The sequence below is a fragment of the Lentzea kentuckyensis genome (genome assembly GCF_002150765.1).
Taxonomy (GTDB): domain Bacteria; phylum Actinomycetota; class Actinomycetes; order Mycobacteriales; family Pseudonocardiaceae; genus Lentzea; species Lentzea kentuckyensis.
In genome coordinates this window covers 12718-35470 of the sequence record NZ_MUYM01000008.1, presented here as the reverse complement: position 1 = coordinate 35470, position 22753 = coordinate 12718, and the positions used below count along the sequence as shown (strand labels likewise).

Here is a 22753-nt window from a genome sequence, read left to right as displayed (position 1 = left end):
TGCTGATGGTGGCGGTGCTGGGTTTCTTCCTGTTCCGGGTGGTGCCCGGCGACCCCGTGGTCTCGATGACGCGCGGCCGGCCGACGACAGCGGCGATGCAGGCCGAACTGCGCACGCAGTTCGGCCTGGACCGCCCGCTGGCCGCCCAGTTCTGGGACTACGTCACCGCGCTGCTGCAGGGCGACATGGGCACGTCGTTCACGTTCCGGCGCCCGGTGGCGGACGTGATCCTGGAACGCCTGGGCCCGACGCTGCTGCTGGTCGGCACCTCGACCCTGATCGCCGTCGGGCTCGGCCTGTGGCTCGGCGTCCGGGCGGCGTGGCAACGCGACTCGGCGTTCGACAAGGCCACGACGGGGGTGTCGCTGACGTTGTGGGCGGTGCCGACGTTCTGGCTCGGCATGCTGCTGATGATGGCGACGGGAGACCTCTTCCCGTCGCGGGGCATGCGCGACACCGACACGGCACCGGACTTCGTCTCGCAGGCGCTCGACGTCGGCCATCACCTGGTGCTGCCGTCGGTCACGCTGGTCGCGGTGGTGTGCGCGGAGTACATGCTGGTGATGCGGTCGTCGTTGTTGGAGGAGATGCACGCGCCGTATCTCGTCACCGCGCGTGCGAAGGGCCTGCGCGACGACCTGGTGCGCCGCCGTCATGCCGTGCCGAACGCGGTGTTGCCGGCGATCACGCTGGTGTTCCTGCGGTTCGGGCTGGTGGTGGCGGGGGCGATCACGACGGAGACGGTGTTCTCGTGGCCGGGGCTGGGGTTGTTGTTCTACGACGCGCTGACCGGGCCCGACTACTTCCTGCTGCAGGGGCTGCTGGTGGTGACGGCGGGCGCGGTCGTGGTGATGAACCTGCTGGCCGACCTGCTGCACGGGGTGCTGGATCCACGGGTGAAGGTCGTATGAGCGGAGTCGGCGCGCGCGGGCGCGGGCGGGCTGGTCGTCACGGGGCGCGCGGGACGGGCGCGGCCGGGTTGGGCGCGGGTCGGGCCGGTCGTCGCGGCGACGTGCACTGGGTGGTGGCTGCGGCATGACGAGGTTCAGCACGCGTTGGTCCGGTCGCACCGGTCGCGGCGATGGCGCCGTGGGCGGCTTTCTCGCGCACCGGGCGGGTGTGGCGGGTGCGGCGATTCTGGCGGTGGCCGCGCTGGTGGCGGTGATCGCGCCGTTGTTCATCCCGGCGGACGCGTTGGACGTGACGCGGGTGACGGACGCGCCGTGGCAGGCGCCGGGGGCTGGGCACTGGCTGGGGACCGATCACACCGGGCGGTCGGTGGCGTTGCTGGTGGTGCAGGGGGCGGGGACGTCGTTGTTCGTCGGGTTGACGGCGGCGGTGCTGGCGGTGGGGATCGGCACGCTGGTGGGGATCGTGAGCGGGCACTTCGGGGGGCTGGCGGCCGGGGCGTTGTTGCGGGTGACGGACTTCTTCCTGGTGTTGCCGGCGTTGGTGCTGGCGATCGCGTTGTCGACGGTGCTGCCGCGAGGGCTGGGCACGATCGTGCTGGCGATCGGGCTGACGAGCTGGCCGTCCACAGCGCGGATGGTGCGGGCGCAGACGCTGACGATCGAGGCGCGGCCGTTCGTGGAACGCGCGCGGGCGTTGGGTGGCGGGCACTGGCATGTGATCGGGCGGCACGTGTTGCCGTCGGTGGTGCCGTTGGTGCTGGTCAACGCGACGCTGGCGGTGGCGTCGGCGATCGTGGCGGAGTCGACGCTGGCGTTTTTGGGGCTGGGGGATCCGACGCGGATCTCGTGGGGGGCGATGTTGCACCAGGCTCAGCTGCACGGGGCGGTGCCGCAGCGGGCGTGGTGGTTCCTGTTGCCGCCGGGGCTCGCGATCGTGGTGGTCGTGTTGGCGTTCACGCTGGTCGGGCGGGCGCTTGAAGCCGTTGTGACGCCGAAGAGGTAGCCAAGATGCTGGAACTGAGGAACCTCTCCGTCCATTACGGACACAAACGCGTCGTGCAGGACGTGAACCTGACGCTCGAGCCCGGTCAGACGCTCGGGCTGGCGGGCGAGTCGGGGTCGGGCAAGTCGACGGTGGCGATGTCGGTGCTGCGGTTGCTGCCCAGGACCGCCCAGGTGAGCGGGGAGATCCTGCTCGACGGTGACGACGTGCGGACGATGTCGTGGGGCCGGTTGCGGGCGGTGCGCTGGGCGTCGGCGTCGATCGTGTTCCAGGGCGCGATGCACTCGCTCAACCCGGTGCGGCGCGTCGGTGACCAGATCGCCGAGCCGATGCGCCTGCACGGCACCACGGGCAGCGTCGGTGAGTTGCTGGAGCAGGTCGAGCTGCCGCACGAGAAGGCGCGGGCGTATCCGCACGAGCTGTCGGGCGGGCAGAAGCAGCGGGTGATGATCGCGATGGCGCTGGCGTGCGGGCCTCGGCTGGTGATCGCGGACGAGCCGACGACGGCGCTGGACGTGGTGGTGCAGGCGCAGGTGCTGGGCGTGTTGAAACGGCTGGTCGCCGAGCAGGACCTCGGGCTGCTGATGATCAGCCACGACCTGTCGGTGCTCGCCGAGACGTGTGACGACCTGGCGGTGATGCACCGCGGCGAACTGGTGGAACGCGGCCGCACGCGCGAGGTGATCGCGAACCCGCGGCACCCGCACACGGCGGCGCTGACGGCGGCGTTCCCGGTGATCGGCGATCCGGCGCACCGCTGGGCCGAGCCCGCACCCGAACCACCGCCGCTGCTCGAGGTGCGGGATCTGGTGGTGGACTACGGCCGGACCCGCGCGGTCGACGGGGTGGATCTGACGATCGGGCGGGGCGAGATCGTGGCACTGGTCGGGCAGTCCGGCTCCGGCAAAACGACACTGGCTCGTACCATAATGGGGCTGCGGGCACCGTCCTCCGGTCGGGTGATCTTCGACGGTGTCGAGGTGCCTCGCAAGGGCAAGGCGCTCAAGGCCTTCCGACGCCAGGTGCAGCTGGTCCTGCAGGACCCCGCGAGCGCGCTGAACCCGCGGCACAAAGTGCACGACGCGGTCGCGGAGGGACTGCGGGTGCACGGCTTTCCCGGCGACGAGGAATCGCAGGTCACAGCCGCTGTCGAACGCGCGGAGCTACGGCCGGCGAGCCTGTATCTGGAGGCGTTGCCGCACGAGCTGTCCGGGGGTCAGCAGCAGCGGGTGGTGATCGCCGGAGCACTGGTGCTGGAGCCCCGTCTGCTGGTGGCCGACGAGCCCGTCGCGTCGCTCGACGCCTCGGTGCGCGGGGAGATCGTGGCGCTGCTGCTCCGGTTGCGGCGTGAGCTGGGCCTTGCTTCATTGATCATCACGCACGACCTCGGGCTGGCGTGGCAGATCGCCGACCGGGTCGCGGTGATGCATCAGGGGAAGATCGTGGAACAAGGCTCGGTGGAACAAGTGCTGCTCAACCCCACTCACGACTACACCCGCGCCTTGCTGCGCGCGGTGCCTCAGGTCTGACGTGATCCCGATCGAACACGCCCGGTACCGGGCCTCGCTGACGCCTGCGGAGATCGGGCGGGGCGGGGCCGACGGCTGGGTGCACGTGCACGAGGTGCCGACGCTGGCCTGGCTGGCGTGGAACGACCTGGGCCGCCCGCCAGGAGTGCTGGGCGAACTCGCCGAGGCCAGCGAGCCGGAACACGTGCTGGAGCTGTGCCGGATCCTGGCCTCGACCTCACGCGCGGACACCGCGGCGGTGTGGCGCTACTTAGCCGCGGACTGGGAACGCACGGGGGAGCGTTCCGACGGCAGGCAGCGGTTCCTGCTGGACCGGGCGATGCGTGGGGATGGCATGGACTGGCGCAGCTACTCGGCGTTGATGGGCACCGACCGGCCGGAGGAGGTCGACGCGGCGTTCGACCGCGGAGAGGACATGGTCGGCATCTCCGTCATCGGCCTGGCGTTGTCGTATCCGGATCCGTGGGTGGCGCTGTACCGCGTCGCACGCGCGTTGGACCACAACCGCATCGAGGTCCGCCAGCAGGGCGCCACCGCGCTGGCACACGTGGCACGGCTGCACGGGGTGGTGTCCCGGGAGTGCCTGGAGGTGCTGCGCCGCCACCCCAACGACGTCGCCGAGGACGACCTGTGGACGTTCATCGCCCACCGCCGGCTGCCGCCGTGGCTGTGGTGGCGGCGGATCAAGGCCCGGCTAGGGCGGCGAGTTCCGCGCGCACCGCGTTCTCGGTTACGCGGTTGCGTTGCCGCACCGCCCGGTCCAGCGCGTCGTCGAAACACGCCAGGGCCTCGCCGAGATCGCCTGCGGCACGGGCGATCCGGCCGCGTTCCAGCGCGATGTGGCAGCGCATCTCGTCCGGCCCGTACCAGCCACCGGGTGTGAGCTCCCACGCCTGGTCGCAGTGCGCTCGGGCGGCCGCGTGGTCGCCGATGAGCCGTGCCAGCTCAGCGAGCCCGAGATGGGCGCCCGCCTGCACCACGACCGCTCCGGCGCGGCGGGCCAGGCCGAGCGCGAGGTCGAAGTCGGCCAGCGCCCCGGCCCGGTCACCGGCCGCGAGCCTGGCCTGCGCCTGCGCGGTGACCACCTCGGCGGTGTCCTCGGTGGAGCCGAGCTCGGCGAGCAGCCGGCGGGCCCGCCCGACGTGGTCCAGGGCGGCCGCGGGGTCACCGTCGGCCAGCGCGATCTCGCCGAGCTGGTTCAACGCCAGCGCCGCACCCCACCGGTCACCCACCGACCCGAACGCCGCCGCACCCTCACCCAGCAGGTCCCGGCCACGCGCGACATCGCCCTGCATGCGGGCCACGAGACCGTCGCCGACGAGTGCGAGCGCCGCACTCCACGGGTCGGTGCCCAGCAGCCGGTTGCGGCGGTGCCACAGCTGCGACTCGGCCTCCGGCGCACCGAGCGCCATGCCCCACATCATGGTCATGATCGGGTAGCGCGGCGGCTCCCGCATCAGCTCCAGCAACGCATCGGCCTGCCGGATCCGCGCGGACTGGTCCCCGGACGCGACGGGCCAGGCGATCAGCAGGCACAACGCGTACTCCTGCTCGCGCCCGGCCGGGGGTGTCTCTCCGCACGCGTGCAGCACGGCGTCGGCCTGTTGTGCGGCCTCCGTGCGCAGCCCGCGGAACCAGTAGTAGGTCGCCAGCGCCGCCACGAGCTCCAGCGCGAGCTCGACGGAGTTCCCGGTCGCCCACGTGACGGCCGCGACGAGGTTGTGGTGGTCGGCGGCCAGCCCGCGCAGCCACCGCACCTGCTCGTGCGCCCGCAGGTGCGGTTCGGTCTGCTGGGCGAGCGCGAGGAACCAGCGGGCGTGCCGCTCCCGCAGATCGGGCGCGTGGGCGGCGCAGAACGCCCGGATGGTGTCGAGCATCCGGTACCGGTCGTCGGCCACCTCGACGAGTGACTTGTCCACCAACGACGACAGTGCCTCTATGTCGAACACAGTCACATCGGACTCGGTGACGCCGGCGACGGCATCCAGATCGGCACTTCCGGAGAACACCGTGAACCGCGCGGCGAGGTCACGTTCGGCGTCGGAGAGCAGGTCCCAGCTCCACTCCACGACGGCGTGCAGCGTGCGGTGCCGGGGCGCGGCGGTACGACTGCCGCGCGAGAGCAACCGGAACCGGTCGTCCAGCCGCGCCGCGATCTCGCCGATGGGCAACGACCGCACCCGCGCGGCCGCCAGTTCGATGGCCAGCGCGATCCCGTCCAGCCGCCGGCACACCTCCGCGATCACGTCCTGATCAGCGGCGAACCCCGGCTTCACGGCCTGCGCCCGGTCGCGGAACAGCGCGACGGCGGCCTCGTCGTCCAGCGCGGTGACCGGGCTCAGCGTCTCACCGGTGATCCCCAGCGGCTCCCGGCTCGTCGCGAGCACCCGCACGTCCGGACACGCCGACAAGACCCCGCCCAGCACCCGCGCGGCCTCGTCGATCACGTGCTCGCAGTTGTCGACGACCAGCACCACCTCGCGCGCGGCCAGCGCCGCCCGCACCCGTTCCTCGACGCTGACCGGCCCCGCCGACAGCAGCCCGGCCTCCCGCACCCCGACACCGTCCAGCAGCGCCCTGGCGACATCGGTGGTGGCGCTGAGATCGACGAACGCCACCTCGCCGGGTTCGCGATGCGCGACCTCCACGGCGAGGCGGGTCTTGCCGGTACCGCCGGGCCCGATCAGCGTGACGAGCCGGTTCTCCCGCAGCCACTTCGCGACGCGACGCAGATCGTCGTCACGTCCGACGAAACTCGTGAGCTGCGCGGGCACACCCCGATGTGGCGCCTCGGCCCGCAGCACCTCCAGGTGCGCCGCGGCCAGATCGGGGGAGGGATCGACACCGAGTTCCTCGGCCAGCAACGCACGGCCCGCCGCGAACACCTCCAGGGCCTCGGTCTGCCGGCCGTCGCGGTGCAGCGAGCGCATCAACGCCGCCCGGACGTCCTCCCGCAGCGGGTGCTCCGCGACCAACTCCCGCAGGACGTTCGAGGTCCCGCCGGACAGTGCGCAGTTGATGAACACTTCTGTCAGCCGCTGCCTGGCCGCGACGACGAACGGCGCGTCGACGTCGGCCAGCGCCGTGCCCCGCCACAACCCCAGCGCCTCCGCACCGCGCCCGGCGTCGAGCAACTCCAGGCACCGCAGCAGGTCCACGTCCGTCGCCACCAGCCGATATCCAGCGGGGTGGTGCTCGATCACCAGGCCGGGCACGGTCCTGCGCAGCCGCGAGACCTGCGACTGCAGCGCGTTGGCCGCACCCGCGGGCGGGGAGGTGTAGAGACCGCCGAGCAACTGGCCGTGCCCCACGATCCGCCCGGCGTCGAGCACGAGCATCGCCAGCAACGCCCGCTGCCGTGGCGCGGCGACCTCCACACCGTCGACCAGCACCGGACCGAGCACCCCGAACCTCACACCGCGTGATTGTTCCCGAAGAGCTCGTGCCCGGTGGTCGCATCCACATGATCCGGAACCTCGTCATGACGGTCGCCGACCGTCGACGTCCCCGCCGGTTCGAACAACAGGATCTGCGCGCCAGAGGGCGCGAACGGCTTGTGGAACGTCCCGCGCGGCACGGTGAACACCGCTCCACGCGGCAACACGACCGTGCGCTCGCCCGAGGCCTCACGCAGAGAGATGCGCAGTTCCCCGTCCAGGACCAGGAAGAACTCGTCGGTGTCGTCGTGAACATGCCAGAGGTGCTCGCCACGGACCTTCGTGACACGGACGTCGTAGTCGTTCACCCGCGTCACGATCCGCGGGCTCCACAGAGCGTCGAACGAGGCCAGGGCGTGGTCGAGGATGATCGGTTCGCTGTTCACGCCCTCCAGCCTCGCCGCTACCGCCCGCCGAGCGTGAGTGCTAGGAATCGCACATGCCGCAAGAATCCTCGCACCGTGTCGTCGTGATCGTCGACGAGAACTCCAACCCCTTCGAACTCGGCTGCGCCACCGAGATCTTCGGCCTCACCCGCCCCGAGATCGGCCGCGACCTCTACGACTTCCAGCTCTGCGCACCCGAACCGCACACCCCCATGCGCGACGGCTTCTTCACCCTCACCGGCGTCGCCGACCTCACCGCCGCCGACACCGCCGACACCCTCATCGTCCCCAACCGGCCCAACGTCGACGCACCCCGCCGCCCGGCCGTCCTCGACGCCATCCGCCGCGCCCACGCCCGCGGCACCCGCCTCGTCGGCTTCTGCAGCGGCGCCTTCACCCTCGCCGAAGCCGGCGTCCTCGACGGCCGCCGCGCCACCGCCCACTGGCAATGGGCCGAGAACTTCCGCACCCGGTTCCCCGCCGTGCACCTCGAACCCGACGTGCTCTTCGTCGACGACGGCGACATCCTCACCGCCGCCGGCAGCGCCGCCGCCCTCGACCTCGGCCTGCACCTCGTCCGCCGCGACCACGGCGCCGAGATCGCCAACGCCGTCAGCCGCAGGCTCGTCTTCGCCGCCCACCGCGACGGCGGCCAACGACAGTTCGTCGAACGCCCCATGCCCGACCTGCCCGACGAATCCCTCGCACCCCTGCTGGCCTGGGCCCAGCACCACCTCGACCAGCCGCTCACCGTCACCGACCTGGCCACCCGAGCCGCCATCAGCCCCGCGACCCTGCACCGCCGCTTCCAGGCCCAACTCGGCACCACACCACTGGCCTGGCTCACCGGCGAACGCGTCACCCTCGCCCGCCGCCTCATCGAACTGGGGGAGTCCCGCCTCGACGTCGTCGCCCGCCGCACCGGCCTCGGCACCGCCGCCAACCTCCGCGCCCTCATCCGCCGCGTCGTCCACCACCAGCATCATGTCGACCACCGGCTTCGCACACAGCCCCGACACCGACGTCGACCCCACGTGCTCCAACTCGGCACCCGGCAGCACCCCCAGCACCCTGGCACGTTCCCGCTGGTAGAGACCCGGCCACGCGGCGTCGTAGTCGGCGAGCTCGATCTTCATGGCGTCCCCCTCGCAAAAGTGAGCAGTCAGCCAGAATATCAACTCCTGAACAGGTCACCCGCCGCGTCCACCCGCTCCAACACCTCGTCCGCCGTGAACAACAGATCCTCCACGACCTCGCAGTCCTCGACCTCGTCCCACGTCACCGGCGTCGACACCGCCGGCCGCTCCCGAGCCCGCAACGAATACGGCGCCACCGTCGTCTTCGCCGGATTGTTCTGCGACCAGTCGATGAACACCCTCCCCGCGCGCTGAGCCTTCGCCATCGTCGCCACGATCAGCTTCGGATGCTCCTTCGCCAACCGCCGCGCCACCTCATTGGCGTACTCCGACGTGTCCTTCGCCGGCGCATGGGCATACACCTGCATGCCCTTGTTACCCGACGTCTTCACCCACGAGTCCACACCGTCGTCATCCAGCACCACCCGCACCCGCTCCGCGACCCGGCAACACTCCACGACCGTCGCCGGCGCACCCGGATCCAGGTCGAACACCAGCAGATCCGGATCCCGCTTACCCCCACGCGGCCCCACCGTCCACTGCGGCACGTGCAACTCCAACGCCGCCAGATTCGCCAGCCACACCAACGTCGCCAACTCGTCCACCATCACGTAGTTGACCGTCTCGTTGCCCTTCGAACTACCCGGCGACTCCAGCCGCATCGTCCGCACCCACTCCGGACGGTGCTCCGGCGCGTTCTTCTCGAAGAACCACTTCCCGTCCACCCCGTTCGGATACCGCTTCAACGTCACCGGACGATCCTTGAGATGGGGGAGCAGCACCGGAGCGACCCGCGTGTAGTAGTCGATCACCTCGCCCTTGGTGAACCCGAACCCCGGATACAACACCTTGTCCAGGTTCGTCAGCTTCAACACCCGGTCCTCGACCCGCACCGTGGCGTCACTGCTCAACGCGACGCACCTCCCCAGGCGACTTGTCCGGCCGCAGACCCCGCCACGCCGGAAACCGCATCCGCCCGTCCGGCGTCCACTGCCGGAACACCACCTCCGCCACCAGCTCCGGCTCCACCCACTTCGCGCCCTTCGCCCGTTCCCTCGGCATCTCCGTCACGAACGGCGACGTCCTGCGCGCCAACGCCTTCAGCCGCGGCGTCAACACCGCCAACTCAGCGTCGTTGAACCCGGTACCCACCGAACCCGCGAACGCCAGCCCACCGTCCTGAGGGATACCCAGCAACAACGCGCCGATCACCCCGGCCCGCTTGCCTTCACCCATCCGCCAGCCACCGATCACCACCTCCTGCGCCATCAGGTCGGTGATCTTGCGCCACACCGGCGACCGCGCACCCGGCTGATAGGGCGAATCCAGCCGCTTCGCCACCACCCCCTCCAACCCCTGCTCACGACTCGCCGCCAGCACCGCCGCACCATCCGCGTCGAACGACGGGGGAGTAAGCCAGTGCGACCCCTTCAACTCCAGCTCCCGCAGCAACTCCCGCCGTTGCCGAAAAGGCAGCTGCAACGTCGAACGACCGTCCAGATGCAGCAGATCGAACAACAGCAACGTGATCGGGTACTGCCGGGCAGCCCGCCGCGCGGCATCGGACTTGCTCACATGCATCCGGTTCTGCAACGCGCTGAAACTCGGCCGGCCGTTCTGCAACGCGACGATCTCACCGTCCAGCAGCGCCTCCGTGGAACCGAGCTGCTCGCCGACACCCTGCAGCTCCGGATACGCGACGGTGATGTCGTTGCCCAACCTCGACCAGGCCTGCACCCGGCCACCCTCGACCCGCAGGATCGCCCGGACACCATCCCACTTGAACTCATAGGCCCAAAGATCATCATCGTCCTGGGGGAGGGGACCAGGCACCGCCAACATCGGCTTGACCTGCTCAGGAAGGACCGCCCAGTCCGGACGCGCCGCAGCATGCCGACGCTTCATCATCCAGTTCTTGCCATCGGCCCCCGACCGGAAGAACACGAACTGACCCTCGACCCGACGACCGTGCAGGACCACGTCGACCTCGCGATCCGACCACTTCACCGTCTCGTACCGGCCACGATCCCAGATGACCATCTCGCCACCGCCGTACTCGCCCTTCGGGATCCTCCCCGAGAACTCCGCGTACTCCAGGGGGTGATCCTCGGTGTGCACAGCAAGCCGGATGACATCCGTCGTAGGCGGCAAACCCTTCGGCACCGCCCACGACACCAGCACACCATCACGCTCCAGCCGCACATCCCAATGCAAGCTGCTCGCGTGATGCTCCTGAATCACAAAAGTGTCGTTATTACCCCGAGGCAGCACCTCAGCATCAGGCACAGGCTCCGGCGTCCTCGCCGGATCCCGCTTGCGCCGGTACTCGTCGAGCCCGGCCATCTACGCCGACGAGGCCTTCTTCTTCGGCGGCGCCTTCTTCGCCGCACCCTTCCGCCCGGCCTTCGCCTTCTCCACACTGCGCTCCAGCGCGGTCATCAGGTCGATGACATCGCCCTTGTCCTCGGCCTCCGGCTGCTCCGGCAACTCCGCACCCTCGGCCTTCGCCGCGATGACCTTCTCCAACGCGTCCCGGTAGTCATCGGTGAACGTGTCCGGATCGAAGTCCCCGGCCATCGACTCCACCAACGACGTCGCCATCTTCAACTCCTGCGGCCGCACCTCGACGTTCTGGTCCAGGAAGTCGAACTCCGCCTTGCGAATCTCGTCCGGCCACAACATCGTGTGCATCACCAGCACGTCATCGCGCGCCCGGATCGTGGCAAGGGTCTCCTTCTGCCGAATCGTGATCTTCACGACCGCCAGCTGACCCGTCTTCACCAACGCGTCCCGCAACAGCACATACGGCCGCGCCGCCGCCTTGTCCGGCTCCAGGTAATACGTCTTCTGGAAGAAGATCGGATCGATCTCCTCCACCGGCACGAACTCCAGGACATCGATCGACTTGTCGGTCTTCACCGGCAACTTCTCGAAGTCCTCGTTCTCCATGATCACCATCCGGCCGTCGTCCAGCTCATAGCCCTTGGTGATATCCGAATACTCGACCTCGTTGCCGCACACCGAACAGACGCGCTTGTACTTGATGCGCCCGCCGTCCTCCCGGTGCACCTGGTTGAAACGGAAGTCGTGCTCCTCGACAGCCGTGTAGAGGCGCACGGCGATCGTCACCAACCCGAAGGAGATGGCCCCACGCCACACGGATCTCATTCTCATTGGGTACCCCTGAAATGCGGTTTTCGCACTATCAGGTCACCCACTTGGCCTAACGATCCGGCAACTGAGCGACCCCCGGCCCACTGCGCTTCAGCCGAGAGTGCCCTACCGCGGTAGAGCACCGCTAGATGTCCTTGAGCGCCCGATACGTCCGATTGCTCGCCACCGCCGCCCGACGCTCCCGCGCCGTCGCCTCGATGTAGTTCTGACTCGTCGCCAAACTCGCATGCCCCAGCAACGCCATGATCTCGCTCGCCGACGCCCCATCCTCCGCCAACCGCGTCGCGAACGTGTGCCGCAGCGCATGCAGATTCGCACCCGTCGGCACCCTGTCGTTCAACCCCGCCCACCGGAAACACGACTTCACCAGATACTCCAGACCACCACGACCGATCGGCTCACCGTGCCGGTCCCGCAGCAACGCCGACTCACGATCGAAACGCCCCTGCGGGAAGCGCTGCCGGCAACTCTTGAGGTAGGCGTCCACGATCCGCTCCATCGGCGGCTCGATCGGCACACTCCGATCCCGGTTGCCCTTGCCCTTCACGTGCAGCCTCTGGTCACCTTCCCGGCCGACGACGCTCGCCAGCGTGAGCGTGCGCATCTCCGCGCTGCGCAGACCCGCGACCAACCCCAGCGCGATCACCAGCACGTCCCGCTCGGGCCACGGGTCACGACCTTTGCGCGCGCCTTCCGCGGCGGCCGTGAGGAGTTGCTCGGGGGTGTCCTCGCCACGCAGCGGCTTGGGGACGAGCGGAGGCGTCTTGGGACGGGCGACGGCGCCCATCGGGTTGCCGGCGATGAGGTCCTCGGCCACGCAGAACGTCAGGAACTGGTTCCACGTCGACCAGGCCCGCAGCACGGAGCTCTTGGCGTGGGTGTCGGCGAACAACCCGAAGGCGTTGCGGAGGTTGGAGCCGGTGAGGTGGTGTGTCGTGAGGTCTTCGACGGGGGAGGAGAGTGTCTCGGCCAGGAGTGTGTTCACGCCGGAGAGATCGCGCTGGTAGGCCGCTGTGGTGTGCGGCGAGTCCTTGCGAGTCCGGCGGGCGAGGAAGAAGGCGTCCTGGGCGGCGAGCACGTGCATATGGATCTTGTACCGCACGCCACCGACAATTCCGTGTTCCGTGCTGGATAATAGCGATTATGCATGAAATGTCCATTTTGCCCGAGTTCGCCGGACGCTGGACCAGGTGGCGTCACTTGTCGGGGATCGTGAGCGTAATGACGCACCTCTACGTACGTCTCACTGACGACACGTCGGTGTCGACCGCGCTCCGACATCGCCGGTTCAGATGTTGTGGCGTCTGCAAGTGCAGCCGGCCTGCCCGTTGGCTGACACTTGCAGACGCGCCAACACAGGCGTTTCAGCCCCTTCTGAAGACGATCTTCGCAGGTCGCCGTTTCGCCGATAATCTACATTATGTCAAGTAACGTGGATCCGGCCCGCCTGGAGGGTCTCTCCCGGCTTGATGGAACCTGCCGGCCGCGCGGCCGTCCTCGTTGTCATGATCGACGAATTCGCCAAGGCGTACCTGCACAGCGACCTGCGTGAGTTGCGTGAGACGTTGGTGTGGAAGCTGGACGGTCTGCCCGACGCCGACATCCGGCGCCCGCTCACCGCCAGCGGCACGAACCTGCTGGGCCTGGTGAAGCATCTGGCGCTGTCGGAGTCGCGATATTTCGGTGAGGTGTTCGGCCGGCCGTTTCCCGAGCCGATGCCGCGGTGGGACGACCTGGCGGCGCGTGGTGCGGACATGCGGGCTGCGGAGCACGAGACGCGCGAGGAGATCGTTGCTCGTTATCGGCGCGTGTGGGTGCATTCGGACGCGACGATCGATGCTCTTGCGGTGGACTCCCCCGGTTATGTGCCGTGGTGGCCGCGTCCTGACGTGTTGTTGTTCAACGTGTTGGTGCATCTGCTGACCGAGACGGCTCGGCATGCGGGGCACGCGGACATCTTGCGGGAGCAGATCGACGGTGCGACGGGTGTGGGGCCGACTCCCCCGTAGTCAGGTGTGCAGGCCGCGGAGCAGGGTGTCGAGGTAGCGGCGGGCGGTGGGGAGCCGGTCGGCCGGGGTGTCGCTGTGGACGTAGGTGGCGTAGGCGATGCCGCACATGAGTGGGACGAGGTCGTTGTCGGCGAGGTCGGGGTGGACGACGCCGGCGGCGCGGGCGCGGGTGAGCAGTTCGGTGCCGGTGGCGATGAGCTGCTTTTTGAGTTCGGTGGTGCGCGGCAGTGTGTCGTGGGCGGTGCCGGCGACTTTGACGAGTGCGGGGTCGCTGACCTGGGCTTCGACGAGCCGGGTGAGGAAGTCGGAGAAGGCGTGCCAGGGGTCGTCGTCGCGGAGTGCTTCGTCGCCGTGGCCGGCGAGTTGTTCGAGGCAGGGGGTGGCGACGGTTTCGAGGAGCGCTTCGGTGGTCGGGAAGTGCCGGTAGACGGTGCCGACGCCGAGTCCTGCGCGGCGGGCGACGTCGTTGAGCTGCAGCGGGGTGCCTTCGTCGACGAGTTCCCTGGCGACGGTGATGATGCGGTCCCAGTTGCGGGCGGCGTCCTTCCGCAGCGGCGTCATGTGTCCAGTCTAATTGGATACCTCATCCGGAACCTGGACGAGTGGTGCGTGCCGCTCGCTGAGTGTGCGGACGGCTTGGGCGATGCGGGGGTCGGTGGCTGCCTTGCTGGGTGTCACGGGCAGGCCGTGGGCTCCGATCATGGTGCCGGTCGGCAGTGTCTCGTCGGTGGCGGCGATGATCGAGGATCGTGCCGCGACCGATGCCGGTCCGGAGGTGGAGCGTTCGAACTTGCGGCGTACCAGGGGCCAGAGCAGCCGCAGTCCGGGCGAGACGATCTTGGGTTTGCGCAGGGTGCCGTCGGTCATGTCGGTGGCGGCGCCGCCGGGGTCGGCGGCGAACACCGTGACGCCGGTTCCGTCGAGTCGGCGGGCGAGGTCGAGGGTGTAGGCGAGGTTCGCGAGCTTGGCGCGTCCGTACCAGTGGAAGCCGTAGTAGCCGCCGGGTGGTTCGACCTCGTGGAACGTCTTCTTGGCCAGCACGACGGCTCCTGTCGTCACGTTCACGACTTTGCTCAGCCTCGGTAGCAGCAGTTCGGTGAGCAGGTAGGGCGAGAGGTGGTTGACGACGAACGACGCCTCCACTCCGTCGAGTTCCGTGCGGTCCTCGAACATCGCGCCGACGTTGTTGACGAGGATTTCGACGTCGTCGATCCGGGTGGCGAGCGCTCGTACGTCGTCGAGTGAGGCGAGGTCGGCTCGTAGGAACTGTGCGGTCTCCCCTCCCCCTGCGTTGATCCTCTCGACCGCCCGCTCCCCTCGTTCGGTGTTGCGTCCGACGACCGTGACCGCGTATCCGGCCTTGGCGAGTCCGAGTGCGGTCTCGAGTCCGATGCCTCCGGTCCCTGCTGTGACCACTGCTCTGCGGGCCATGACTCTCTCCATCCGGATAGTCCATCCACTTACTCGGCCACGCTAGCACATATCCGGATTTTCTATCCGATTCGTGGGCCTGAAGAATGCCGCCCGTGGATCTCGGGGTGATCGGCCAGGCAGCGGGCATGTTCGCGGTGACGAACGTCGACGACCTGGTGCTCCTCGCCCTGTTCTTCGCACGGGCGCGCAGGGCCTGGCAGGTGGTGGCGGGCCAGTACCTGGGCTTCGCGGGCATCCTCGCGGTGGCGGTGGTCGGCGCGCTGGGCGCGTCGCTGCTCCCGGACCAGTTCCGCCCGTGGCTGGGCCTCATCCCCCTGGCGCTGGGCCTCAAAGCGGCGTGGTCGCTGTGGCGCGGTTCCGACGACGATGACGAGCCCGACGCCGCACCCGGCGTCCTCGCCGTGGCGGGCGTGACCCTCGCGAACGGCGGGGACAACATCGGCGTCTACGTCCCGGTCTTCACCGTCGCGGACTCACTGTGGGTGTACGTCGCGGTGTTCCTGGTCCTGGTGGGCGTGTGGTGCCTGGCCGGCTGGTTCCTGGCCTCACGCCAGGTGGTGGCCCGCGCGCTGGCGAGGTGGGGCCACATCGCGTTGCCGGTCGTGCTGATCGCGATTGGCCTTTTGGTGTTGTTCTCCGGCTGATCGGCCCGTTGGTGAGGTAGACACTTCGGGTGCGAAAGACCTACAGCTACAACGAGGCCGTCAAGATCCTCGGCGGACGCGAGCACCCGATCGTCGCCGCCATGGACAAGCTGCTGAACGGCGCGCTGCTCGCGGGCTCGTTGGGGCTGTGGCACGTGCTGGACCTGTTCGACGCCAAGCCGGATTTCATCCGCCTCAGCAACGAGCTGATCTCCAAGGTGTCGGAGAAGCGCCGCAAGGTCAGCCGTTACACCCGCACTCAGCAGTTGCACGCCGCCCACGCCGTGCTGGTCATGACCGCGTTCTTCGAGGCGTTCGAGGAACAACGGCTACCGGTCAAGCTCGCGGCGAAGGACCGCGAGCTGGTCGCGAAGTACAACCCGTGGGACTTGGATCTGCCGCTTCCGTCGGTGGGTCGTCCTTACGAGAAGAACCTGGTCGCTTTGCGGCGTTTGTACGGGGAGCTCGGCGCGTACCTGCGCGAGGCGATGTCGAACGCGGCCTCCTGGGACGACCTCAACGAGACCGAACGCGACCGCGTCCACGAGGCCGCTGTACGGGGTGCGCCGACGCGGGCCATCGAGCGGTACGAGGAACTGCTCGGCCAGCTCGCGGCGGAGTATCCGGAGATCAGGTTCTGGTGCGCGATCCACGACGCCCGCTCGACGCGATCGGCGTTGGCCCGGCTAGAAGAAGTGCTGCGTGAGACCACGACCGACCTGACCCCCGAAGTGCGGCTCGCCGAGTTGGCGGGCGCGTACCGGGGTGCGTTGCGGCGGCCGTTGGTGAAGTCGTCAGAAGGTGTCCGGATCCCGAGCCTGGCCGAGGCGTACGTGGACCCTCGGTTCCAGGTGGTGCTCGGTACCGAGCGGACCGCGGCGCCGTCGTTGCTGGCGTGGTGGGACGAGGTGCCCGTCCGGGACGACCTTTACGCCTACCTGGTGGGCTATCTGACGTCTCCAGCGGCGCTGACCGCTCCCCTGCTGGTGCTGGGTGACCCGGGCTCCGGCAAGTCGGTGCTGACCGAAATGCTGGCCGCTCGGCTGCCCGCGTCGGACTTCGCCGTGGTGCGAGTGGAGCTGCGCAGCACTCCGGTCGACGCCGACCTCAAGCGACAGATCGAGCACGGCCTGCACAAGCTGTTGCACGAGCCAGTCAGCTGGGCTGACTTCTCTCGCAACACCAGCGGCGCTCTGCCCGTGGTGATCCTGGACGGGTTCGACGAGCTGTTGCAGGCGACCGGTGTCAGCCAGACGCGGTACCTGACCGCGATCGCCGACTTCCAGCAGACCCTCCAGGACATGGGCAGGCCGGCTGTCTTCGTGGTGACGAGCCGGCTGAGCGTCTGTGCCGGACTGGAGCTGCCCGCGGGCACGCACGTCGTGCGGCTGCTGCCGTTCTCCGAGGAGCAGGTCCGGGCGTGGCTGGACGTGTGGAACGCGGTGAACCGCCCGTTGCCCGCCGAGACCGTGCTGGAGTACGAGGATCTGGCCTCGCAACCGCTGTTGTTGCTGATGCTGGCGTTGTACGACGCGGTGGACGAGTCGTTCCAGCGTGATCACCAGAGCATGAGCCGCGGGCAGTTGTACGAGCGCCTGCTCAACCGGTTCGCCCGGCGCGAGGTGACCAAGGACGACGCGGACCGGTCCGAGGCCGATCTGGACGCGGACGTCGAATCCGAGCTCGAACGGTTGTCGGTCGTGGCGCTCGCGATGTTCAACCGGGGCGCGCAGTGGGTGGCCGAGCACGAGGTGACGTCGGATCTGGCTCAGTTGCTCGACGTCGACTCCCCTGACCGGCAGGTGGGAACGCAAACTCCTCTCTCTGCCGGCGAAACGGTGCTCGGGCGGTTCTTTTTCGTACAGAAGACGGAGGCTGTACGAGAGGACAAGACCAAGCTGCGTACCTACGAGTTCCTGCACGCAACGTTCGGCGAGTACCTGGTGGCACGATTCGTGTGGGACCGGCTGCTCGTGCTCCAGCGCGAGGACGCGGCACGCTCGCGTCGTAAGTCCACTGTGGACGACACCGAGCTGTACTCGGTGCTGTCGTTCACAGCGCTGACCAGCAGCGTGCCGATCCTCGACTTTCTCCGGGAGTTCGCGCGGAGGTCCGGCGACGACGGCTTGTTCGACCTGGTGGTGCGGTTGTTCGGGGCGCGGGACGAGCGGCGTCTGTCGCGGGGTGTCTACCTGCCGAACGTCATGACGGACTCGGCCAGGGACGCCACGTACTCGGTGAACCTGGTGGCCCTTGCGGTGGCGCTGAAGGAGAAGGTCCACGGACAAGACCTGCGGCTGAGCACGGCTGAGTGGCATCGGGAGGCGCTGTTCTGGAAGTCGCGGCTGGCGGACGCTGAGTGGACAAGCGTGGTGCGGTGCTTTTGGGTGGATCGGAACCCCGATCACGGCTTCACGGTCAGCTGGAGCAAGCGGACACAGGACGTTCGTGCCGAATGGCTGTTGATGTCAGAACCGGACGTGATACTGGACGACCTCTCGATGACACTCCGGGACGCGGTGATGCCGTTGGCGTCGCAGTACGGCATCGAGGTGACGGCTGCGTGGATCGAGTTGATCGCGACACCCCCTGAACGATGGGTGTCTGCGATTCAGCGGCTTGCTCAGGCCGACAAGGACGGTGTGGTCTGGTTGCGGGAGGCCGACGCCCGACTCGGCCTCGGCGGCGACGACGTAGCGATCATCGAAGGGACTTCCAAGATCGCCGGAGTCATGGACAACGAAGTGACAGCGGACGCGTGGCTGCGGCTGCATGAGCGAGGATTTCGATTCGAGCTGGTGCCTGATGTGCGAGACCTGAAGTACCTTTTGGCCAGAGTCAGCTTGCGGGAGGTGTTCCAGCGCAGGCCTGATCTGTTCAAGCGGGCCACAGCGGCCGCGGCCGAGTTGGGTCTTGAATGGCCGCCGTCAGACTGGCCGACATCGCCGCCAGATCCTCCTCGCTGAGGTCCCTCTCCCCCACCTGCCGAAGGATCTCCGACCGCGAGCACACCACCACCGCGCCGGTGTAGCCGCCCAACTCGGCGGCGGCGACGATCTCGGGGGTGTCGTTGTGCACGACCAGGATCGGGTCGGGCGTGTCGGTGTAGAGCAGGCGCTCGATGTCCCGTCCGGTGATGGCCATGCTCAGTCTTGTACGGCGCGGGCGTAGCGGGCCGCAAGGGTGCGAACGTGTGCGACCAGCTCGGGCGGTGAGACGACCTGGAAGTCGTGGCCGAGCATGCCGATCCACACGGCCACGCTTTCCACGGAGTCGGCGCCGGTCACCAGTACGCAGGAGGAGGCGTCGACGGCTTCGACGGTGCCGACGGCGGCGGTGATGCGGGCGGCCACTTCCTCGGCCGGGGCGTGGACCAGGACGCGGGCTTGGACGCGCCACGCGGCTGAGCTGGCGCTGGAGGCGACGTAGGTGGTGGCGTCGAAGTCGCGTGGGGTGAAGCGCGGGCCGAACGGGGGCTGCGGTGGGGTCATGCGGTCGACGCGGAAGCTGCGCCAGTCGGTGCGGTCGCAGTCCCAGGCGACGAGGTACCAGCGGCGGCCCCAGTTGACCAGGCGGTGGGGTTCGACGCGGCGGCGTGAGGGGGTGCCGTGGTGGGAGTTGTAGTCGAAGCGGATGGTGTCGGAGTCGCGGCAGGCGGCGGCCAGGGTGGAGAGCAGTTCGGGGTCCAGGGCGGGTGCTGGTGAGTCGCGGGGTACGGATTCGACGTGTTGCAACGCCGAGACGCGGTGGCGCAGGCGTGATGGGAGGACCTGTTCGAGTTTGATCAGGGCGCGCAGGGAGACTTCTTCGAGGCCGGTGACGGCGTTGGTGCGCAGGGCGGCCGCGACGGCGACGGCTTCGTTGTCGTCGAGCAGCAGGGGTGGGAGTTCGGCGCCGGCGCCGAGGCGGTAGCCGCCGAAGCTGCCGGTGGTGGCGTTGACGGGGTAGCCGAGTTCGCGCAGGCGGTCGACGTCGCGGCGGACGGTGCGGGGGCTGATCTGGAGTTCGTCGGCGAGTTCGCTGCCTTGCCAGTCGCGGCGGGACTGCAGCAGGGCGAGCAGGCGCAGCAGGCGTGCCGAGGTTTCCAACATGACCGCAGACTTTAGGACAGAGGCTGGCCGCAAGCCCCTTTAGCCTTGGGTTATGACGGAGATCAGGGAATTCCACATCGCGGTCGACGAGGCGGACGTCGAGGAGCTGCGGTTCCGGTTGGCGCGGACGCGGTGGACGGATCAGGTGCCGGGGGCGGGGTCGCGGTACGGCGACGCGGTCGAGGACGTGCGGGAGATGGCGCGGTACTGGGCCGAGGAGTTCGACTGGCGGGCCGTGGAGCGCACGCTCAACGCGTTCCCGCAGTTCATCACCGAGATCGACGGCACCGATGTGCACTTCCTGCATGTCCGCAGCGACAACCCGGACGCGTTGCCGTTGCTGATGATCCACGGCTGGCCGGGCTCGATCCTGGAGTTCGTGGACGTCGTCGAGCACCTGCGGGGCGACTTCCACCTGGTGATCCCCTCGATCCCGGGCTTCGGGTTCTCGGGGCCGACCACGGGAACCGGGTGGCACTCCGGGCGGATCGCGGGGGCGTTCGCGGAGTTGATGGCGCGGCTGGGTTACGACCGGTACGGGGTGCACGGCAACGACGCCGGGTCGCTCATCGCGCCAGAGATCGGGCGGGCCGCGGCGGAGCACGTGGCGGGGGTGCACGTCACGCAGATCTTCTCGTTCCCGTCTGGTGACCCGGCCGAGATGGAGGGGCTGGCCGAGGACGACTTCCGGCGGCTCGGGGTGTTGCAGAACTTCTACGAGAACCTGTCCGGGTACGCCAAGCTGCAGCAGGCGCGGCCGCAGAACGTCGCGTTCGCGCTCGCGGACTCCCCCGCCGGTCAGCTCGCCTGGACGATGCAGCTGATGGGTGTGCCGGACGTGACCAGGGACTTCCTGCTGGCCAACGTGTCGATCTACTGGTTCACCAACACCTCGGGTTCCTCGGCGCGGCTGTACTACGAGGACGCGCACCGCGAGGACGTGCCGGCCGAACCGACGACGTTCCCGCTGGGGGTGGCGATCTTCGCGAACGACTTCCAGACCATCCGCCGCTTCGCCGAGCGCGATCACCACAACCTGGTTCACTGGTCGGAGTTCGATCGTGGCGGTCACTACTCCGGTCACCAGGTGCCGGAGCTGCTCGCCGATGATCTGAAGGTGTACTTCGCCAAGATCTAGGACATCCCCGGGAAATGTCACAGTGGGTTGAAGCGGGTCTGTGGGGACTGGCAGGCGGCGGTGCGCTCGTGGCGGGCGCGCTCGTCGCCTGGTTCCTGCGGGTGCCGCGCGATGTCGTGGCCGTCGTGATGGCGTTCGGCGCGGGCGTGCTGACCGCGGCGGCGGCGTTCGAGCTGATGGACGAGGCGGAGCGCAACGGCGGGCTGCTCGCCACCTCGGCCGGGTTCCTCGGCGGCGCGGTGATCTACGTGCTGGCGAACGTGCTGCTGGCCCGGCGTGGTGCCCGGCACCGCAAGCGCAGCAGCAACCAGCCGTCCGAACAGGACCAGACCGGTAGCGGCACGGCGATCGCGGTCGGGGCGCTGCTCGACGGCGTGCCCGAGTCCGTGGTGCTCGGTGTCTCGCTGCTGGGTGGTGGCGGGATCGGGGTGACGATGCTGGCGGCGGTGGTCATCTCGAACGTCCCGGAAGGACTGTCCAGCGTCGCCGGCATGAAGCAGGCGGGCCGCGGGGCCGGGTACGTCTTCGGGGTGTGGGGCGCGATCGCGGTGGCGAGCGGGGTGTCGGCCGCGCTGGGCAACGTGCTGCTGGCCGACGCGTCGCCGCAGCTCATCGCGGTGATCACGGCGGTGGCCGCCGGGGCGATCCTGGCGATGATCGCGGACACCATGATCCCCGAGGCCTACGAGCGGGCCCGCCTCTACACCGGGCTGTGCACCACGGCGGGGTTCCTGACGGCCTTCGTGGTGGAACGGTTGGGCTAGTTCACCTGGTGCTCGAGCCACGGCGGCGGTAGGAGTGCAGCCATGGGTGTTCCGCTGGTGGACTTGACCGGGTGGTTCGACGGCACGCGGCGTGCCGAGGTGGCGGCGCGGGTGGACGCGGCGTTGCGGGAGTCGGGATTTCTGCTGATCACCGGGCACGGCGTCCCGGACGCGCTGCGCTCTCAGGTGCGCGGGCTGACCCGCTCGTTCTTCGCCCTGCCCTCTGATCAGAAGTCGGCCTACGCGGTGCGGACCGGCGGGCGGGGCTGGCTGCCACCGGACGAACAGGCCACCGGCCGCGCCGACGGCGGCCTGGCTCCCCCGGACCTGAAGGAAACGCTGGCGTTCGGCTCTGACGACCCCGAAGGTGACGCGTTCTTCTTCCGCCCCAACGTGTTCCCGGCCGAGGTGCCCGGCCTCGAAGGCGCCGTGACGGAGTACGTGCGGCGGAAGCGGGCGCTGTGCGACGAACTGCTGACGATCTTCGCCGTCGCGCTCGACTCCCCGCGGGACCTGTTCACCCGGCACACGCGGAGGCCCTCGTACACGTTGAACGTCAACCACTACCCGCCGCTGCGGCAGGTCGGGCCCGCTGGGCCGGGACAGTTCCGCATCGGCGAGCACACCGATTTCGGCACCGTGACGATCCTGGACCGCCAGCACGGCGTCGGCGGCCTGCAGGTCCGCTCCGCCGACGGGGTGTGGGAGAACGCGCCGTTCGACCCGGCCGCCTTCACCGTCAACATCGGCGACCTGATGGCCCGCTGGGTGTCCGACCGGTGGCGGTCCACCCCGCACCGCGTGCTGCCACCGGACGCCTCCGCCCCCGACGAGGACCTGGTGTCGCTGATCTTCTTCTACAACACCGACACCGACGCGCGGATCGTCTCGCTCGACGGCCGCTATCCGGAGGTCGGGGGCGGCGAGTACCTGCGGGCCAAGCTCGAGGCGATCTCGATCGGATAGTGGGGGTCCGTCGGTGAGCTGCACGATTGCCCGGACCCGGCGCCGCTCGTCAAGTTCTACCGGATGTACGCCGATCCCGCCGGGCACCCGTTCTACCTGGTCACCACCCAGGGCCTCGATCGCCGCAGACT

19 protein-coding genes and 2 pseudogenes are annotated in these 22753 nt (G+C 69.0%); 10 read left to right on the top strand and 11 right to left on the bottom strand.

The annotated features are described in order from the left end of the window. Positions 1-5 precede the first annotated feature (5 nt). From B0F77_RS05480 to B0F77_RS05470, 3 genes are all read left to right on the top strand, one after another. Positions 6-911, top strand: coding sequence for an ABC transporter permease (locus B0F77_RS05480; RefSeq protein ID WP_086661692.1), 906 nt, complete (start codon positions 6-8; stop codon positions 909-911). A 124-nt stretch (positions 912-1035) separates the two neighbouring features. Further along, a complete protein-coding gene (locus tag B0F77_RS05475; protein ID WP_086661670.1) occupies positions 1036-1914 on the top strand; it encodes an ABC transporter permease in 879 nt (292 codons plus the stop codon). 5 nt (positions 1915-1919) lie between these two features. Then, positions 1920-3443, top strand: a complete 1524-nt coding sequence (locus B0F77_RS05470; protein WP_086661669.1) for an ATP-binding cassette domain-containing protein — start codon at positions 1920-1922, stop codon at positions 3441-3443. A gap of 683 nt (positions 3444-4126) precedes the next feature. On the opposite strand, the gene B0F77_RS05460 is transcribed toward B0F77_RS05470, so the two are convergent. Together B0F77_RS05460 and B0F77_RS05455 are read right to left on the bottom strand one after the other, a co-directional pair. After that, complete coding sequence (locus B0F77_RS05460; protein ID WP_086661667.1) at positions 4127-6859, bottom strand: AfsR/SARP family transcriptional regulator; 2733 nt, start codon at positions 6857-6859, stop codon at positions 4127-4129. Next, the gene (locus B0F77_RS05455) at positions 6856-7266 is read right to left on the bottom strand and encodes a cupin domain-containing protein (RefSeq protein ID WP_086661666.1); all 411 of its coding nucleotides are present in this window, start codon (positions 7264-7266) and stop codon (positions 6856-6858) included. The genes B0F77_RS05460 and B0F77_RS05455 overlap by 4 nt, the downstream gene beginning before the upstream one ends. 53 nt (positions 7267-7319) lie before the next feature. Between B0F77_RS05455 and B0F77_RS05450 the strand changes: the two are divergent. Continuing rightward, positions 7320-8231: pseudogene (locus tag B0F77_RS05450) on the top strand (helix-turn-helix domain-containing protein); the annotation flags it as partial. A 48-nt stretch (positions 8232-8279) separates the two neighbouring features. Here the strand turns inward: B0F77_RS05450 and B0F77_RS49640 are convergent. From B0F77_RS49640 to B0F77_RS05425, 5 genes and pseudogenes are all read right to left on the bottom strand, one after another. Then, a pseudogene (locus B0F77_RS49640) lies at positions 8280-8402 on the bottom strand (GrpB family protein); the annotation flags it as partial. A 38-nt stretch (positions 8403-8440) separates the two neighbouring features. After that, a complete protein-coding gene (gene ligD / locus B0F77_RS05440; RefSeq protein ID WP_086661665.1) occupies positions 8441-9313 on the bottom strand; it encodes a non-homologous end-joining DNA ligase in 873 nt (290 codons plus the stop codon). Then, entirely contained in the window at positions 9303-10745 is a 1443-nt protein-coding gene (gene ligD, locus B0F77_RS05435) for a non-homologous end-joining DNA ligase (protein ID WP_086661664.1), read from the bottom strand. Before ligD (B0F77_RS05435) ends, ligD (B0F77_RS05440) begins: the two co-directional genes overlap by 11 nt. Then, positions 10746-11576: a non-homologous end joining protein Ku gene (gene ku / locus B0F77_RS05430; protein ID WP_342746777.1), complete on the bottom strand. Its 831-nt coding sequence runs from the start codon at positions 11574-11576 to the stop codon at positions 10746-10748. 124 nt (positions 11577-11700) lie between these two features. Then, a complete protein-coding gene (locus B0F77_RS05425) occupies positions 11701-12678 on the bottom strand; it encodes a tyrosine-type recombinase/integrase (RefSeq protein WP_086661662.1) in 978 nt (325 codons plus the stop codon). Positions 12679-13081: 403 nt separating this feature from the next. On the opposite strand from B0F77_RS05425, the gene B0F77_RS05420 reads away from it, so the two are divergent. Continuing rightward, positions 13082-13585 (top strand): DinB family protein, encoded by a 504-nt coding sequence (locus tag B0F77_RS05420; RefSeq protein WP_086661691.1) that lies wholly within the window; start codon positions 13082-13084, stop codon positions 13583-13585. On the opposite strand, the gene B0F77_RS05415 is transcribed toward B0F77_RS05420, so the two are convergent. Both B0F77_RS05415 and B0F77_RS05410 read right to left on the bottom strand, forming a co-directional pair. Next, complete coding sequence (locus B0F77_RS05415; RefSeq protein ID WP_086661661.1) at positions 13586-14146, bottom strand: TetR/AcrR family transcriptional regulator; 561 nt, start codon at positions 14144-14146, stop codon at positions 13586-13588. A 9-nt stretch (positions 14147-14155) separates the two neighbouring features. After that, on the bottom strand, positions 14156-15016 hold the full coding sequence (locus B0F77_RS05410) for an SDR family NAD(P)-dependent oxidoreductase (RefSeq protein WP_086661660.1): 861 nt from the start codon (positions 15014-15016) through the stop codon (positions 14156-14158). 95 nt (positions 15017-15111) lie between these two features. On the opposite strand from B0F77_RS05410, the gene B0F77_RS05405 reads away from it, so the two are divergent. Together B0F77_RS05405 and B0F77_RS05400 are read left to right on the top strand one after the other, a co-directional pair. Continuing rightward, positions 15112-15663, top strand: a complete 552-nt coding sequence (locus B0F77_RS05405) for a cadmium resistance transporter (RefSeq protein WP_086661690.1) — start codon at positions 15112-15114, stop codon at positions 15661-15663. 29 nt (positions 15664-15692) lie between these two features. Then, positions 15693-18629 carry an NACHT domain-containing protein gene (locus tag B0F77_RS05400; RefSeq protein ID WP_086661659.1) on the top strand — a complete coding sequence of 979 codons (2937 nt, stop codon included), beginning with the start codon at positions 15693-15695 and terminating at the stop codon, positions 18627-18629. Here the strand turns inward: B0F77_RS05400 and B0F77_RS46960 are convergent. Both B0F77_RS46960 and B0F77_RS05395 read right to left on the bottom strand, forming a co-directional pair. Further along, the gene (locus B0F77_RS46960; protein WP_143466580.1) at positions 18541-18807 is read right to left on the bottom strand and encodes an NYN domain-containing protein; all 267 of its coding nucleotides are present in this window, start codon (positions 18805-18807) and stop codon (positions 18541-18543) included. The genes B0F77_RS05400 and B0F77_RS46960 overlap by 89 nt on opposite strands. A gap of 2 nt (positions 18808-18809) precedes the next feature. Beyond that, entirely contained in the window at positions 18810-19754 is a 945-nt protein-coding gene (locus B0F77_RS05395) for a helix-turn-helix transcriptional regulator (protein WP_086661658.1), read from the bottom strand. 52 nt (positions 19755-19806) lie between these two features. Between B0F77_RS05395 and B0F77_RS05390 the strand changes: the two genes are divergently transcribed. Genes B0F77_RS05390 through B0F77_RS05380 form a run of 3 tightly spaced genes read left to right on the top strand, consistent with a single transcriptional unit; the run spans position 19807 to position 22622 of the window. Then, positions 19807-20892 (top strand): epoxide hydrolase family protein, encoded by a 1086-nt coding sequence (locus B0F77_RS05390; RefSeq protein WP_086661657.1) that lies wholly within the window; start codon positions 19807-19809, stop codon positions 20890-20892. Positions 20893-20906: 14 nt separating this feature from the next. Beyond that, positions 20907-21656, top strand: a complete 750-nt coding sequence (locus B0F77_RS05385) for a ZIP family metal transporter (protein ID WP_086661656.1) — start codon at positions 20907-20909, stop codon at positions 21654-21656. A 42-nt stretch (positions 21657-21698) separates the two neighbouring features. Then, positions 21699-22622: an isopenicillin N synthase family dioxygenase gene (locus B0F77_RS05380; protein ID WP_086661655.1), complete on the top strand. Its 924-nt coding sequence runs from the start codon at positions 21699-21701 to the stop codon at positions 22620-22622. Positions 22623-22753 lie beyond the last annotated feature (131 nt).

Excerpts from the sequence above, each read along its gene's own strand:
- B0F77_RS05480 (WP_086661692.1), top strand. The coding sequence starts at position 6 with ATGGTGGCGGTGCTGGGTTTCTTCCTGTTCCGGGTGGTGCCCGGCGAC.
- B0F77_RS05475 (WP_086661670.1), top strand. The coding sequence starts at position 1,036 with ATGACGAGGTTCAGCACGCGTTGGTCCGGTCGCACCGGTCGCGGCGAT.
- B0F77_RS05470 (WP_086661669.1), top strand. The coding sequence starts at position 1,920 with ATGCTGGAACTGAGGAACCTCTCCGTCCATTACGGACACAAACGCGTC.
- ligD (WP_086661664.1), bottom strand. The coding sequence starts at position 10,745 with ATGGCCGGGCTCGACGAGTACCGGCGCAAGCGGGATCCGGCGAGGACG.
- ku (WP_342746777.1), bottom strand. The coding sequence starts at position 11,576 with ATGAGAATGAGATCCGTGTGGCGTGGGGCCATCTCCTTCGGGTTGGTG.
- B0F77_RS05420 (WP_086661691.1), top strand. The coding sequence starts at position 13,082 with ATGATCGACGAATTCGCCAAGGCGTACCTGCACAGCGACCTGCGTGAG.
- B0F77_RS05415 (WP_086661661.1), bottom strand. The coding sequence starts at position 14,146 with ATGACGCCGCTGCGGAAGGACGCCGCCCGCAACTGGGACCGCATCATC.
- B0F77_RS05410 (WP_086661660.1), bottom strand. The coding sequence starts at position 15,016 with ATGGCCCGCAGAGCAGTGGTCACAGCAGGGACCGGAGGCATCGGACTC.
- B0F77_RS46960 (WP_143466580.1), bottom strand. The coding sequence starts at position 18,807 with ATGGCCATCACCGGACGGGACATCGAGCGCCTGCTCTACACCGACACG.
- B0F77_RS05395 (WP_086661658.1), bottom strand. The coding sequence starts at position 19,754 with ATGTTGGAAACCTCGGCACGCCTGCTGCGCCTGCTCGCCCTGCTGCAG.
- B0F77_RS05390 (WP_086661657.1), top strand. The coding sequence starts at position 19,807 with ATGACGGAGATCAGGGAATTCCACATCGCGGTCGACGAGGCGGACGTC.
- B0F77_RS05385 (WP_086661656.1), top strand. The coding sequence starts at position 20,907 with ATGTCACAGTGGGTTGAAGCGGGTCTGTGGGGACTGGCAGGCGGCGGT.
- B0F77_RS05380 (WP_086661655.1), top strand. The coding sequence starts at position 21,699 with ATGGGTGTTCCGCTGGTGGACTTGACCGGGTGGTTCGACGGCACGCGG.